The 16,174-nt window shown below is 40.5% G+C and carries 11 protein-coding genes and 1 pseudogene; 5 read left to right on the top strand and 7 right to left on the bottom strand.

What is annotated here, in order from left to right; all coding sequences use genetic code 11:
* The first annotated feature begins 362 nt into the window (after positions 1-362).
* The 3 genes from VB732_RS17675 to VB732_RS17665 all read left to right on the top strand — a co-directional run bounded on the left by VB732_RS17675 (position 363) and on the right by VB732_RS17665 (position 1,727).
* Positions 363-731 (top strand): hypothetical protein, encoded by a 369-nt coding sequence (locus VB732_RS17675; protein ID WP_323232209.1) that lies wholly within the window; start codon positions 363-365, stop codon positions 729-731.
* A gap of 358 nt (positions 732-1,089) precedes the next feature.
* Positions 1,090-1,293, top strand: coding sequence for a hypothetical protein (locus tag VB732_RS17670; protein WP_323232208.1), 204 nt, complete (start codon positions 1,090-1,092; stop codon positions 1,291-1,293).
* 92 nt (positions 1,294-1,385) lie between these two features.
* Positions 1,386-1,727, top strand: a complete 342-nt coding sequence (locus VB732_RS17665) for a hypothetical protein (protein ID WP_323232207.1) — start codon at positions 1,386-1,388, stop codon at positions 1,725-1,727.
* 92 nt (positions 1,728-1,819) lie between these two features.
* On the opposite strand, the pseudogene VB732_RS17660 reads toward VB732_RS17665, so the two are convergent.
* From VB732_RS17660 to acpP, 5 genes and pseudogenes are all read right to left on the bottom strand, one after another.
* Positions 1,820-2,230: pseudogene (locus tag VB732_RS17660) on the bottom strand (type II toxin-antitoxin system VapC family toxin).
* Between the two features lie 5 nt (positions 2,231-2,235).
* Positions 2,236-2,529, bottom strand: coding sequence for a hypothetical protein (locus VB732_RS17655; RefSeq protein ID WP_323232206.1), 294 nt, complete (start codon positions 2,527-2,529; stop codon positions 2,236-2,238).
* 145 nt (positions 2,530-2,674) lie between these two features.
* Positions 2,675-4,702 (bottom strand): transketolase, encoded by a 2,028-nt coding sequence (tkt, locus tag VB732_RS17650; RefSeq protein WP_323232205.1) that lies wholly within the window; start codon positions 4,700-4,702, stop codon positions 2,675-2,677.
* Between the two features lie 322 nt (positions 4,703-5,024).
* Positions 5,025-6,275, bottom strand: a complete 1,251-nt coding sequence (gene fabF, locus VB732_RS17645) for a beta-ketoacyl-ACP synthase II (protein WP_323232204.1) — start codon at positions 6,273-6,275, stop codon at positions 5,025-5,027.
* 265 nt (positions 6,276-6,540) lie between these two features.
* The gene (acpP, locus tag VB732_RS17640) at positions 6,541-6,795 is read right to left on the bottom strand and encodes an acyl carrier protein (protein WP_323232203.1); all 255 of its coding nucleotides are present in this window, start codon (positions 6,793-6,795) and stop codon (positions 6,541-6,543) included.
* Between the two features lie 429 nt (positions 6,796-7,224).
* On the opposite strand from acpP, the gene VB732_RS17635 reads away from it, so the two are divergent.
* Both VB732_RS17635 and VB732_RS17630 read left to right on the top strand, forming a co-directional pair.
* A complete protein-coding gene (locus VB732_RS17635; protein WP_323232202.1) occupies positions 7,225-8,136 on the top strand; it encodes a CoB--CoM heterodisulfide reductase iron-sulfur subunit B family protein in 912 nt (303 codons plus the stop codon).
* A 141-nt stretch (positions 8,137-8,277) separates the two neighbouring features.
* Entirely contained in the window at positions 8,278-13,695 is a 5,418-nt protein-coding gene (locus VB732_RS17630) for an AAA family ATPase (protein ID WP_323232201.1), read from the top strand.
* A 42-nt stretch (positions 13,696-13,737) separates the two neighbouring features.
* Here VB732_RS17630 and lpxD read toward each other — a convergent pair whose 3' ends face one another.
* Positions 13,738-14,790, bottom strand: coding sequence for a UDP-3-O-(3-hydroxymyristoyl)glucosamine N-acyltransferase (gene lpxD / locus VB732_RS17625; protein WP_323232200.1), 1,053 nt, complete (start codon positions 14,788-14,790; stop codon positions 13,738-13,740).
* A 117-nt stretch (positions 14,791-14,907) separates the two neighbouring features.
* On the bottom strand, positions 14,908-15,999 hold the full coding sequence (locus VB732_RS17620) for a hypothetical protein (protein ID WP_323232199.1): 1,092 nt from the start codon (positions 15,997-15,999) through the stop codon (positions 14,908-14,910).
* Positions 16,000-16,174 lie beyond the last annotated feature (175 nt).

Below are 16,174 nucleotides of genomic sequence, written 5' to 3'. Positions count from 1 at the left end.
CTGTGTGCAACTTTACTCTCAAACCTAATCTCCGACCCCTTCCCTAGTACAGAAGGGAAGCAAGAGTCAAAGCCTCTCTCCCTTCGGGGAAAAGAATGGAAGCGGGGTTTTAAGAATAAGTCGCACATCGCGTTATTTAATTCAAGTTAACGATTTTTCCGGCGAATTCGTACCTAAAAATGAATTTTCACCCATAAATTTACTTAATAGGACTTGTATCAACATTTACTTGTGTTTGGAAGTAATCATTTAAATGTCACATTTGCATCAAAAATTATCAATACTTAAATAATCCATAAGTATAGTTAAGATTGTGAATAAATTGAATAGCATAAAGAAAATATACGGATACAGGGTATTAAATGGAGCCATTACAGCAGCAGATCCTGACTTTAAGCGAAAAACTGGATGCCCTCTGCCAAGTGATTGATCAACTTGATATCAAAGTCACTCAAGCTTTCTCAGAGTGTTCTTTAGCGAATACACAAGTAAAAGATAATTATCAGGAAAACGGCGCGGCTGGAGGCTATCAAATCAGACGTATAAGTTTGAATCCAGAAATGGAACATAAGGATGTATTGACAGATGGTATTTATCTAGATATGCACCGTCAAAGTGGAGATAACATAACACCAGAAATTCAAATACAACGACTGACAGCGCAATTAACAGCAGCATATAATCGCATTGCTGCTTTAGAAGAACAATTACTGAGAGAAAGAATTCATTAAGTTCAACCTAAGTTCAAGGAATTAAAAAATCCTTAGAGGCACGGAAGACAGAACTTTAGGTTGAATATCGAGTGATGGCTTTGTGGGCGTATATTTAAGTATAAGCAACTAATACAGCTATCAGACTGATAATAAAAGTTAAGCACACTATTACATAAATATACGTAATAGTGTGATAGATACAATTCTAAGCTTAGTCCTTCAACCCGCAGTCATTGGAAACCAGAATTAAACCGCGTGCGATCGCTGTAGCCGCTATTAATATTCAATGAATCTTGATTTTAATTACGTATTTCTTTGGTAGCATTCCCTCAAAAAATTAAATAAGCTGATAAAAAGTTATCTAGAGTTCAAAAACGTGGATATCATTCAAAATATCAATGAATCATTTACCTTTGCAACAGTAGGCGCAGTGGTGGGAGTTACTGTGTACCACAGTATTGGAGGTGCAGGTTTAGCAATTGGAGGAAGTGCTTACGGAATAGGTTTAGTAGGATTTGCTGGGACTGGTGCAGTTGCTGGATTAGCTATTTATGGGATGAAAAAGTCAGTTTTTGGATAATTAAGTTAGCTTTCAACTTGTTTTTAAATTGAGCAATCAGGGGAATTAAATTTAAAACCCCTATTTTGAAATACTTTTGGAGGGAAACGTAAATGATATTAGATTTATATTTGCTTGGTAAAGAAATCGTTCAAGATGCCAGTAAACTAATCGACAATACACGCCATAGCGGTAAACATTATTTAGGAGAAACAGTTTTATGTGACAGCCAAAATCGTGAGTGGAAAGTAAAGGTTCGCCGCACAGGTAATCGCGGACGCTACCTTAAAATATATTCCTATCCAGATTACAAACAAAAGTTGAGAGCATCAGCAGATAAATACAAATCGTATTTACAAATTACTTCTGATGAATGGGAGGTTTTTTATCGGACAGCAGGAGGAGTAAACGATTCTCGCGCTAGGGCTATTTTAGACAATTTAGTAGGAATTTAGGATTAAAAACCGGGTTTTCAAAAAAATCTGGTTTCTAAACACAAGTGTCACAAGGATAGATATAAATTTAAGTAGAAACGAAGGTGTTATTTCTAAGAATCTGTTAATAGCCAATTATCCAAGCTTAGTCCTTCAACTCGCAGCAAGTCAGAGTCATTGGAAACCAGAATTAATCCGCGTGCGATCGCTGTAGCTGCTATCAATATATCTTGCTCTTGTATCTTCAAACCCCTACGTTGTAAATCCACATGAATTTCACATGCTCTCTCAATAATTTCTATATCATCCAAAAATAAAACTTCATATTTTCTATAAAACTGATTAAATTCTGCTATCTGCCTCGTAGCAGTTACATACAAAAGCCCTCTTTTAACTTCATAATAAGTTATACAACTGATAAAAACTTATTGTCCTGAACGATTAGCATCCCGTAGTTTCTTACCAACAGTCGCATTTCTCCTCAAAATGTAACTAACAATATTTGTATCTAATAAATAAGCCACTTTGTCTATTTTCGCTTTACTGCCTCATCGTACATTTTGATTTGCTCTGGGGTCAAATCATTTAATGTACCAGAAACCGCTTCTAAGACAAGAATCTTATCAATTCTGCGTGTCAGTTCATGCTCGGTTATAGCTCTCATTTCCTCTGGTGATAACTCTCCAAAGAGTTCTAATAACATTTCCATCATTTCTTGTTGGTTTAACTTAACTTGATATAAGCTATTACCTTTAATTAGCTTTTCAACAATTGATGATATACAATTACTCACTTCTTGGTAATAATTAGCAACTTCTGGCATAATTTCCTCCATTTATAAAATAATTATCTTAATTATAAACAATCTTACTCAGCGAACCTCTGCGTTTACCTCAGCGTTCCTTTGCGTTAAAAAAAGGCGGGCCTTTCAGCCCACCCCACACAATTTTGAGAATATTCTGTTGCTATTAACCCAACAATTGTTTAGCCTTAGCTAAAACATTATCAACGCTAAAACCAAACTTCTCTAAACAAACACCACCTGGAGCGGAAGCACCAAAGCGATCAATACTAACGCAATCGCCTTCAGTACCCACATACTTGTGCCAGCCGAAACTGCTAGCAGCTTCTACAGACAAACGCTTGGTGACAGCTTTCGGCAGAATGGATTCTTTATAAGCCGCATCCTGTGCTTCAAACAGTTCCCATGAAGGTAGCGAGACGACACGAACTTTCTTACCTTCAGCCTTGAGTTTTTCGGCTGCACCGACGGCGAGGCTCAATTCTGAACCAGTGCCAATCAAGATGATATCAGGTGTACCTTGGCTATCCACCACTGTGTATCCACCCTTGGCTACGCCCTCAATCGATGTACCTGCCAAGTTGGGGACGTTTTGACGAGTGAATGCCAACAGAGATGGAGCGTTTTGCTTCGCTTTCTCGATCGCTATTTTATAAGCGCCAGAGGTTTCGTTACCGTCTGCGGGACGGAACACGGTTAAATTAGGAATGGCTCGCAAGGAAGCGAGAGTTTCAATGGGTTGGTGTGTTGGGCCATCTTCACCTTGTCCAATGGAATCGTGAGTCATCACCCAAATCGAGCCAGCTTGAGAAAGGGCGGATAAGCGGATGGCAGCACGCATATAATCTGTGAAGATTAAGAAGGTCGCACCGTAGGGGATTAATCCCGAACTGTGTAGCGCTATACCATTACAGATTGCGCCCATAGCATGTTCCCGCACCCCAAAGTGGATGTTGGGGTTTTGGTATTCTCCTTTTTGGAAGTCGCCCTTGCCCTTGATTTCGGTCAAGTTGGAGTGGGTTAAGTCAGCCGAACCACCAATCAGTTCAGGTAAAACTGCCGCTAGTTTGTTGAGGCAAGTTTCTGAGTGTTTGCGGGTGGGCAGTCCTTTGTCTTCAGGGGTGTAGGTGGGTAGTACCTTATCCCAACCATCGGGTAGCTTGCCGCTTAGGTAACGTTCAAATTCAGCCGCTTCTTGGCCATACTTAGCTTTGTAGTCAGCAAATGTTTTGTTCCATTCGTCTTCGTAGCCTGCACCGCGTTCAACTGCTTTGCGTGTATGGTTGAGGGCTTCTTGCGGAATATCAAAAGGCTCGTATTCCCAACCCAAATTTTTCCGAGTCAATGCTATTTCGTCTCCACCCAAAGCAGCACCGTGAATACCAGCAGTGTTTTGTTTGTTGGGGGAACCGTAACCGATAGTGGTTGTCACCTTAATCATTGATGGTTTATCGGTGACAGATTTAGCTTCTTCAATTGCTTTGGCGATCGCTGCTAAATCGCTATTACCATCTTTGACGTGCAGAACGTGCCAACCATAGGCTTCAAAACGCTTGGAAACATCTTCGGTAAATGCCACATCTGTGGAACCGTCGATGGAAATGTGGTTGTCGTCGTACAGAGCGATGAGTTTGCCTAATCCCAAGTGTCCTGCAAAAGAACAAGCTTCACCGGAAATTCCTTCCATGTTGCAACCGTCACCTAAAATTACGTAGGTGTAATGGTCAACAATCTTGGTATCGGGTTTGTTGTATTTAGCGGCAAGGTGCGCCTCGGCGATCGCTAAACCAACTCCATTAGCAATTCCTTGACCTAAAGGCCCAGTTGTGACTTCCACGCCTGGAGTCATGAAGTTTTCGGGGTGTCCAGGTGTTTTGGATTCCCACTGACGGAATTGTTTGATATCTTCAATGGTGACGCTATCGTAGCCCATCAAGTAGAGCAGGGCATACTGCAACATCGAGCCATGACCGGCAGACAAGACAAAACGATCGCGGTTAAACCATTTGGGATTCTTGGGATTAAACTTCATGAAGCGATCCCAGAGGACAAAAGCCATCGGAGCCGCGCCCATTGGTAATCCTGGGTGTCCCGATTTTGCTTTTTCTACGGCATCAATAGCCAAGAAGCGGATCGAGTTAATAGCCAGTTCTTCGACGGACAATTCTTTAGCGGATTGGGTTGCAACAGTCATAGTCTCTTGTTTTTAACGACGGGTTAACACTCTTCGTAGCTTCTTTTGCTGGGGTTATTTTAGATTCCCCACAGTATCCTCATCATCCCATTCTCGCTTATCGATGGACAAGCGGGATCTCCTGAGTTTGTGGTGATAAATCAAGCTGATAATTGGGTCATGCTGAACGCTTACTTTATATCGGAATGATATTTCTGATACTTTGGGCATGGGGCGTTAGGAGTGCTGAGTGCTGAGTGCTGAGTTAAGAGTTTGGAGTTTTGTTTATCTCCTTGTCCCCTTGTCTCCCTCACCTCCCCTGCTCCCTGCTCCCCTGCCTCTTTTAAACGTATTTCTTAAAGGCCAGTGTGACATTATGACCGCCAAACCCAAAAGAATTGGATATTGCCACATCGACTTTTTGAGCGCGGCTGTAGTTAGGAACGTAATCTAGGTCACATTCTGGATCAGGATTTTCCAGATTTATTGTCGGTGGAATTTGGTCATTAGCGATCGCCAGTACTGTTGCCACTGCTTCAATACCTCCAGAACCGCCTAATAAGTGCCCAGTCATCGATTTAGTCGAGCTAATTGCCACTTTATAGGCATATTCTCCCAAGGCTTTTTTGATGGCTGAGGTTTCAGTTGAATCATTAGCTGGGGTACTAGTACCGTGGGCATTAATGTAGCTAATCTGTTCAGGGGTTATACCAGCATCTTTGAGTGCCAGTTCTATGGCTCTCGCTGCACCTAGTCCACCGGGGACGGGGGAGGTGATGTGGTATGCGTCGCAGGTCATACCATAGCCGATCATTTCAGCATAAATATGAGCGCCGCGACTGAGGGCGTGTTGTAGTTCTTCGAGAATTAAAATTCCTGAACCTTCACCCAAGACAAATCCATTGCGATCGCGGTCAAAGGGGCGGCAAGCATGAGCCGGATCGTCATTACTAAAAGAGAGGGCTTTGCAGGCGGCAAACCCAGCCACCGATAATGGTGTCACAGCTGCCTCTGTTCCCCCGCAAATCATTGCTTGGGCATATCCCCCTTGAATTAGGCGGAAAGCATCGCCTACAGCGTTGGAGCCAGCAGCGCAGGCAGTTACAGGGCAAGAATTTGGCCCTTTAGCACCCGTGTGAATTGCCGTTAATCCTGCTGCCATATTGGCGATCATCATCGGTATCATGAATGGACTACAGCGATCTGGCCCACGGTTGAGGTAGATAGTTTGCTGGTCTTCTAATACCTTAATGCCGCCAACGCCAGAACCGATCATGACACCTACCTGTTCTGCATTCAGTTCATTAATAACTAACTGCGCGTCAGCTAGAGCCTGTTTTGCTGCCGCAACCCCAAATTGGGCAAACCGATCCATCCGCTTGGCCTCTTTGCGCTCCAAGTAATCGTGTGGATCGAAGTTTTTTACCTCACCAGCAATGCGGCAATCATGGCTAGACGCATCAAAAAATGTGATGTGGTCAATACCATTGCGTCCACTCAATAATCCATCCCAATATTCTGTTGCTGTGTTACCTATAGGTGTAATCGCGCCAACACCGGTTACAACAACGCGTTTACGTGTATGATCTGTCATGATTCAGTTAAAGGTGGCGAAAAAGCAGCAGGCATTAAATATAGTGTTGAGTTTCATTAGCGAGGCGTTGAGCCACTCCTGAGTTCTGAGTTTTGGAAGCACCCAAAGATGGAGAAAACCCCGAACTTTTGCCTCCTAAAACTCTAACTCCTAAACTTTTAACTGTGCAGCACTCAGTAAAAAGTTGAAGCAGTGGTTTTTGCCATAAATGCCCAGAGGGGGCATGGCATTGCCATCTGAACTACTTTGGAAACTCAAAACTTTTTTAAGCTGATGCGGTAACTTTGTTATTGATGTAATCTACTGCGTCTTGAACCGATACAATCTGCTCGGCAGCTTCGTCAGGAATTTCGATATCAAATTCTTCTTCCAAAGCCATCACGAGTTCAACGGTATCCAGGGAATCGGCCCCTAAATCTTCCATAAACTTGGACTGTGGTGTGACGGCATTAGGGTCTTCAACACTCAGTTGTTCGATGACGATTTTCTTGACCTTATCAAAAAGTTCCGTTTGGCTCATAAATAATAAAAGTCCTTAACCAGTTGCTAGGTTCTGCTCTTTACGGGAAACATTGTTTTGAGCATATACATCTTATCGTCAAGCGCGATCGCCCGTATACTACTAAGGATTTTTCTGTTAGAAAACCTTCCCCGTCCCTGAAAAAAATAGATAAATTTTTTAGGAACAGTTGAGTAGGGGAGCGGGCTAGGTCATTGCCGATACCGGATCAATGCTTCGGTTGTCTAATTATTGCTAAATTTTTTTACAATGTCTCGGTCAGTATTTACAACCTTGCTAGCAATCAGAATATGTAAACGCTAAGGCTTTGAACCTAGACGGTTAAAGAACCGCTCAACGGCAAACATCATAACTTTGGTGCTAACAAGGAGTAAGGAGTAATAAAACAGTTATTGTTTAGAGCGATCGCTCTAACCCAAATATACCTCTATGCTATCTCAGACACTCAAACTCAAATACGCTTACTTTCCTGGTTGTGTTGCTCAAGGGGCCTGTCGGGAACTTTACCAGTCAACTCAAGCCCTTACCCAAGCACTGGGTATTGAATTAGTTGAACTTAAAAAAGCTGCTTGCTGTGGTTCTGGCACATTTAAAGAAGATTCTCAACTCCTAGAAGATACAGTTAACGCCAGAAATATTGCTTTAGCAGAAGAATTAAATTTGCCCTTACTTACCCATTGCAGTACTTGTCAAGGTGTTATCGGTCATGTTAACGAAAACCTGAAAGAATGTAAGACTTCTGACCCTACTTATATTGAACAGGTTAATGGCTTGCTGCATAAAGAAGGTTGTTCGCCTTATCGCGGTAGTACTGACGTTAAACATCTCCTCTACGCCTTGGTGACAGATTACGGTTTAGAGGAAATTACCAAACGTGTCACCAAGAAGTTAACTGGATTAAAATGTGCGGCTTTTTATGGCTGCTATCTCCTCCGCGCTCAAAAATCCATGCCTTATGACGACCCATTCCAACCGGAAGCGATGGAAAATATGTTTCGGGCGGTGGGTGCAACACCAATTTATTACCGAGGCCGAACACAATGTTGTGGTTGGCCTTTAGCTAGCTATGCCACTACCCAATCTTTCAAGATGGCGGGGATGCATATTCAGGACGCTTTGACATCTGGTGCTGACTGTATAGTTACACCTTGTCCTCTGTGCCACTTAAATTTAGATTCGCGTCAGCCAGAGGTAGAAAAGGTGATTGAGCAAAAGTTAGGTTTACCAGTCTTGCATTTACCCCAGTTGATTGCTTTAGCACTTGGGGTTAATCCAAAAGAACTGGGTTTAGAACGGCATGTTGTTTCCACTAAGCCAGTGTTGGAGAAATTAGGCTTTTAGTTGTAGAGACGCGAAATTTCGCGTCTCTATTTATCTATTGGCAAATTTCATTAATGCCACAGGCGTTATCAATACTCAAGTCAAGGGCATACTAAGGGTATAAATTTCTGCCATGAAACTTGTATGGTAAGGTAAGTACAGATGGATGCGATCGCCATAATTCCCCAATATCAACTAATAGAAAAACTCTATGCTGGTTCTAGAACAGTGGTGTATCGCGGCATAAGAGAAGCAGATCAGCTTGGGGTTGTGGTCAAATTACTACAGCGCGAATATCCAACCTTCAATGAACTGTTGCAGTTTCGTAATCAGTATACCATTGCCAAAAATTTAGAGAATCCGGGAATTATTCATCCATATAGTTTAGAAACCTATCGCAATAGCTATGCATTAGTGATGGAAGATTTTGGTGGTACTTCCCTACGAGAGTATATTCAAAATCAACCACTAACATTAAAGGAGTTTTTGGAAATTGCCATTCAACTGGCGGATATTCTCATCTACCTGCACCATCACCAAATTATTCACAAAGACATTAAACCTGCAAATATCCTAATTCATCCAGAGACAAAGCAGGTTAAAATTATCGATTTTAGTATTGCCTCATTATTACCTAAAGAAACCCAAGAAATTAAAAATCCCAATGTTCTAGAAGGAACATTAGCCTATATTGCACCAGAACAAACTGGAAGGATGAATCGAGGTATTGATTATCGGGCAGATTTTTATGCATTGGGAGTCACTTTTTTTGAATTGCTGACGGGAGAACTACCATTTTTGACTGACGATCCAATGGAGTTGCTACATTGTCATATTGCCAAACAACCAGATCAATTTAAAATTCAAAAGTCTAAATTCAAAAAGGCAGAAGTAGTTCCCCAAGTTCTCTGTGACATGACGCTCAAGCTGATGGCAAAAAATGCTGAATCTCGCTATCAGAGTGCATTGGGATTGAAATATGATTTGGAAACTTGTCTAGAAAAACTCAGTTTTACAGATAAGATTGAAACTTTTAAAATCGCAACTAGGGATGTGTGCGATCGCTTCCTGATTAGAGAAAAGTTATACGGTCGAGAAAATGAAGTTCAGCAACTATTAGCAGCCTTTGAAAGGGTCGCTAACCCCCCTGAGTCCCCTCGTGGTAAGGGGGGTGAACTAATGTTAGTAGCAGGTTTTTCTGGTATCGGTAAAACTGCTGTAGTTAATGAGGTTCATAAACCCATTGTTAAACAACGGGGCTATTTCATTAAAGGTAAATTTGACCAATTTAATCGGAATATTCCTTTCTCTGCTTTTGTACAAGCTTTTCGCAATTTAATGATGCAGTTGTTAACAGAAAGTGACCAACAGCTACATCATTGGAAAACTAAGATTCTGGAAGCTGTCGGTGACAATGGACAAGTAATTATTGAAGTTATTCCTGAATTAGAAAAAATTATTGGTCAACAAATACCTGCACCAAAGTTATCAGGAAATGCAGTACAAAATCGCTTTAATTTACTATTTCAAAAGTTTGTAGAGCTATTTACAACTAAGGAACATCCCTTAGTGATGTTCTTAGATGATTTGCAGTGGGCAGACTCAGCCTCTTTAAAGTTGATGCAATTGTTGATGAGTGAATCATCTGGAGGATATTTATTAATAATTGGTGCTTATCGAGATAACGAAGTCTTTGCTGCCCATCCTTTAATGTTTACATTAGAAGAAATTCGGAAAGCTCAGGCTACTATTAACACGATTACATTAACTAATCTAAGTCTGTTAAGTTTAAATGAATTAGTGGCTGATACCCTAAGCTGTTCTTTAGAAGTTGCTCACCCATTAACTCAACTCATTTACCAGAAGAGTAAAGGTAATCCGTTTTTTAGTACACAATTCCTCAAAGCTATCTATGAAGATAATTTGATTACTTTTGATGAAAAATTAGGTTATTGGCAATGTGATATTGTAGCAGTAAAATCCTTAAGCCTTACTGATGATGTCGTCGAATTCATGGCGTTGCAGTTGCAGAAGCTGCCGACAGTAACACAGAATATTTTGAAACTTGCAGCTTGTATTGGCAATCAATTTGATTTAGCAACTTTAGCAATTGTTTCTGAACAGTCGGAACTTGAAACTTCATCGGATTTGTGGAAAGCATTGCAAGAGGGATTCATCCTACCTCAAAGTGAAATATACAAATTCTATATTGGGCAAGAAACAGAAGATAAGTTAAAAAGTTCTCAAACTATCACTTATAAATTTTTGCACGATCGCATTCAACAAGCTGCTTATTCCCTAATCCCAGATGGTGATAATCAAGCAATTCATCAGCGAATTGGGGAACTGTTATTAAATAATACACCTGTTGAAAAGCAAGAGGAGAGGATTTTTGAGATTGTTAATCAATTAAATATTGGTGTGAAGTTAATTATTAAGCAGTCAGACAGAGATCAATTAGCACAATTAAATCTCCTGGCTGGACAAAAAGCGAAGCTATCTACTGCATATACTGCGGCAATGGAATATATTAGTTTTGGTATTCAGCTATTGGCAAAAGATAGCTGGGAACGAAAATATACCCTGGCTTTAGCTTTGCATGAAGAAGCTGCTGCGGCTGCTTATCTGATTGGTGAATTTGACAAGGTAGAAGAGTTCGCTCTACAAGTAGAACGCCATGCTAAAGTTTTACTAGATCGGGTTAAATCTATTGAAATTCAAATTCAATCTTATTTAGCTCAAAGTCGTTTTGACAATTCGATTCAAACTGCGATCGCACTTCTGAATCTTTTAGGTATCAAACTCTCTCCCCAAGCTAGTCAAACGCAAACATTGCTTGGTTTAGGCAAAATAACATTAAAATTGCTAGGTAAATCTCCTTTAAGTTTAATTGACTTGCCTAATATGACTGGAGGTGAACAACTAGCAGCAATCAGAATTTTGGCTAGTACTAATTCAACAGCTTATATTGCTCGTCCAGATTTACTACCACCAATTATTTTAAGCGAAGTCAATCTATCAATGCAGTATGGTAACGCAGCAGAATCTGCATTTGGTTATGCTTGGTATGGATTGATTCAGTGTGGCATTATCGGAAATATTCAGGCAGGTTATGAATTTGGTCAATTAGCATTACAAGTTCTGGAAACATTTCATGCTCAGGAATTAAAAGCGAGAACATTTTTTATTGTTGAAACATTTGTCAATCACTGGCATCAACATACTCAAGAGACAATTGCACCGTTAACCGAAGCTTATCAAGCAGGTTTAGAAACAGGAGATATTGAATATGCATCATGGGCTAGTTATACTTGCAGTTTTCATGGGTATTTGATCGGTCAGGAGTTGTCTGAATTAGAAAAAAAGATGGGGGATTATGCCGAAGTCTACAAGCAATTTAAACAGGAAAAACCTTATATATATATCAATTCATTTCGTCAAGCCATCAAAAATCTGTTAGGACAATCTACTAATACTAGTGAATTATCCGGTTCTGTTTATGATGCCCAAACCATTCGCACATCACAAGAACAATCAGGCGATCGCACCGGATTAAGCTTTAGCTATGCCAATGAACTAATACTTTGCTACGTGTTTGAAAACTATGCTCAAGCATCACAGGCAGCGATTCACGCCATAACCTATTTAGATGGAGTCACATCGGCGGCAATAGTACCAGTAGTTTATTTTTATGATGCATTAGTACAACTAAATCTTTATCCAATAGCAACCGCTCCTGAACAAAAAAAAATTATTAAAAAAGTCAATTCTCATCAAAAAAAGTTGAAGAAATGGGCACATTCTGCTCCTAAAAATCATCAACATAAATTTGACTTAATTGAGGCAGAGCGGCATCGAATTTTGCATCAAAAAAACAAAGCAATGGAATTGTACGATCGCTCTATCTCCCTCGCCAAAGAAAACGGCTATATCCAAGAAGAAGCCATTGCAAACGAACTTGCAGCCAAATTTTACCTAGAATTGGGAAAAGAAAAAGTAGCTCAGGCATATATGCAAGAAGCTTACTATTGCTATGCAAAATGGGGTGCTAAGACAAAAACTGATGATTTAGAAAAACGCTATCCTCAGCTACTACAACCCATCCTACAACAACAAAAACTCAGCTTGAACTCTCTAGAAACAATAGCGGTCGTTGGTAGCAACTCAACTTCAAAATCTACACCTAGTACTAGCATTTCTGATATTTTAGATTTTGTATCTGTGATCAAAGTAGCTCAAGTTATATCCCGCGACATCCAATTAGATGAATTAATCACTAACCTCACTAAAATTATTTTAGAAAATGCTGGGGCAAAAAAATGTATCCTAATTCTGCCAGAGGAAAATGAATGGCAAGTTCAAGTTATCACCTCTATTAATCCCAGTGATCAACAACTTATAACAGTTATTAGTTCACAACTATTAGATGATTCTCCAGAGGTTCCTGTACAGTTGATTCAATACGTTAAACATACGTTAGAACCACTTGTAATTGACAATTGCCAAACTGAAATTAGTGGCGTGATTGACGATTATATGTTGCAATATCAACCAAAAAGTGCTTTATGTGTACCGATTCTTAATCAAGGTCATTTGGTTGGGATTATTTATCTAGAAAATAGCTTAACTCAAGGAGTATTTACAACTGATCGCCTATTAGTTATTAATTTTCTTTGTACTCAAGCCGCAATTTCTCTTGAAAATGCTCGGCTTTATCAACAATCTCAGCAAGCATTCCAAGATTTACAAAAAGCTCAATTGCAACTTGTCCAAAGTGAGAAAATGTCAGCATTGGGTAATTTAGTTGCAGGTATTGCTCATGAAATAAATAATCCTGTAGGCTTTATTGCTGGGAATATTCCCCCAGCATTAAACTACCTCAGAGACATATTTGATTTACTTGATTTGTATAAACAAGAATATCGCCAAAGTAATGTAGTTATTGCAGATAAAATTGATGAGATTGATTTGGAATATATACAGGAAGATTTGCCAAAGCTGATTGCATCTATGGAATTAGGAATTAATCGTATCCGGGATATTAGCACCAGTTTAAGAACCTTTTCTAGGGCAGATCAACAATACAAAGTTGCTTGCAATATTCATGAAGGTATTAATAGTACAATTTTGATTTTGAAGCATCGCCTCAAAGCAAATGAAACCCGTCCAGCGATCGAAGTTATTACAGATTATGGTAATTTGCCTGAAGTTGAATGCTTTGCTGGACAACTGAATCAGGTGTTTATGAATTTACTAGCAAATGCCATTGATGCCTTGGAAGAATCAAATCAGGGACGCAGTTATCAGGAAATTACAGCTAATGTTAATTGCATCAAAATTCGGACATTTTTACAAGATAATTATGTCAATATTTCGATTGCTGATAATGGTAATGGGATGATGCCAGAGGTAAAAGAGAGAATTTTTGACCATTTATTTACAACTAAAGGAGTTGGTCAAGGTACAGGATTAGGATTAGCGATCGCTCGTCAAATTGTGGTAGAAAAACACGGTGGTCAAATCACTGTGGAGTCTGAAGTTAACAAAGGTACACAATTTGCGATCGCTATTCCTATTTAGGATTTACAAAATTCCCCATTCCCCATTCCCAAATTTTATTGATTAATCATTGCTATTTTTAGATTTCCGTTGCAATTGTTTTAGCGATTGATACATATCTGGCAGGCGACCATAAACTGCACATACCTTGAGATATAGTTTGTAAGGAAGGGCTGGAGTTCCGCAAACAACTTCTCCTGGAGCAACATCGTTGTGAATTCCACTTTGAGCAGATGTCATCGCTCCGTCTCCTATCTTCACTTGATTGACTATTCCTGTTTGTCCAGCTAAGATAACGCGATTTCCTAGTTTAACCCCTCCCGCCATACCAACCTGACCTGCGATCGCACAGCCAGAACCAATTTGGCAACCATGACCTATTTGCACTAAGCTATCAATTACTGTATTGCGACCTACTCGTGTTTCTCCGACAGATGGGCGGTCAATGCCAGTGTTGCAGCCAACTTCCACGCCATCTTCTAAAACTGTATAGCCTGATTGTTCCATTTTGAACCAGCCAGTTCGGGTAGGAACAAAACCAAAGCCTTCTGCACCAATGACAGCACCACTGTGAATAACGCAATCTGCACCGATGCGGGTGCGTTCGTGGATGGTACAGTTGGCGTGTAAGGTGGTGCGATCGCCAATTTTGGCATCTGGATAAATCACCACATTGGGATGAATAATTGCGCCATTGCCAATTTCTACATTTTGCTGAATCACAGCATGGGGCCCAATATAAACATCATTACCGACTTTTGCAGTAGGGTGAATTACAGCAGTAGGATGAATTTCTGGGACGGGGCGATATGGTTGGTAAAAAAGTGCGATCGCTTGAGCAAATAAGAGTCGCGGATCTGGGGTAGCTATCCAGACAATACCCCTTTCTTGTGCGATCGCCTGTAATTTTTCATCTTTGGGCAAAATTAAAGCAGTAGCATTGGTCTTGCTCACAAAAGACCCAAATTTTGCCCCTTCTACGTAGCTGAGACTACCGTTGGTAGCTTCATCAATGGCTGCTACCCCTGTAATTTCTGGGTCATGGTCTGGGTTGCTAGTCAGGCTATGATTAGTGACGGCATCACCAAATTGGCTGAGGATTTCGCTAAATTTCATTGTTGGATGTATTCAAAATTGATCTACTATGGCAAGATAATTTTCCCTCTTTATGATCCAATACAATAATTTTGTAGAAGTGTAGCTGTGAGGCAATTACCATACCTTGACTTCACTTTAGCGACATTCTTCTGTTGATGGCTGTGGTTGTAAAGAAGAGTCTACTTTTACGGAATCTTGTCTGAGTAGCGTCTTGAGGCGTTGATTATCTTCAGCAGCGATCGTCTCACCATAGTGATGAAGTTGAAAAAGCTGGCAATAACGGTTTTGTTTGGCGCAAATCAAGCAGCCATAAGCATGATTACCGTTAGTACCACATAGTCGATGTCCCATGACCGGGCCGAGAGAAATATTTTGCTCACTAGCAACAGTGCTGAGAATTGAGCGCAGCTTTGACTCGAACTCCAATGACAGAAATTGTTTACGTCCTGGTTGTGTACGATCCCATTCTGGAACAATTAATTCTTGTTTTAACAGACTCGCTTCAATCTCTTCAGACATCACAAGCCCAGACAGAATAACGTGACGGGATACATGGGGCAGTAATGTGCGTGCTAATTGCCACATTAAAGCTTCATCAAACCACTGTTCAACCAGTGGACGTAGATACCAACAACACGGAATCCCAAGTTTGACTAAATCTTGCAGCAACTGTACCCGACTCTGAATTGAGGCTTGCTCATAGCCTGGTTTCAAAGGGGGTAAACTAACAAAGACAGTTACACGCAGAGAATGAGATTGCTCTAGAGTTGTTTTCAGACGCTCTAGAAAAGATTGACCAGGATGGGCTTTGGTGGTGATGTAGACGATGTTGGCAGCTTTACGGTGAATCAGCGCATCCAAAATTGAGAGTACACGTTCTCGATGAGCCGGAATAAAGGGATCAGAGTAGTCGCATAATGAAATCGGAAAGCCCTTTTGTCCCTCTTGAGTAGCAAAAATGCGATCTAGCAAAATATCAAGGAGGTCAACCGGAGCTAAGACATCCTGAAAGTTTTGTGGATAATGATGCCAGTCACGGTCTTGATGGCAGACACAATAGGCACATTCAATCGGACAACGATTTTGGGCATTTGGTAGAAATGGATTAAGACTGAAGTATTTGACAGCACGCTTTTCATCAGGCATACCAAGCACTGGAAAGCCTTGCAGTATATATTGGCTACCCTGCAACATAATTTCAGATGCAGTATTTTTATCAGTGTTCATACATTTTTTGGGAGAAAACTAATACACTAGCAAAATTTGTCTTCTCTAGGGTGGCTGGTGTGAATGTATAGTGGCAAGGTGGGAAATGCTAAATCATTAGTATGAATTCTGGTCAGCAAATATAGTTAAGTAGCGATCGCTTGTTCTCAAAAACTGTTAAGGAGTAAAAAAATAA

The organism is Nostoc sp. UHCC 0252, from assembly GCF_034931145.1.
GTDB lineage: Bacteria > Cyanobacteriota > Cyanobacteriia > Cyanobacteriales > Nostocaceae > Nostoc.
The sequence above is the reverse complement of the archived record's forward strand: the minus strand, read 5'-3'. Positions and strand labels throughout refer to the sequence as shown.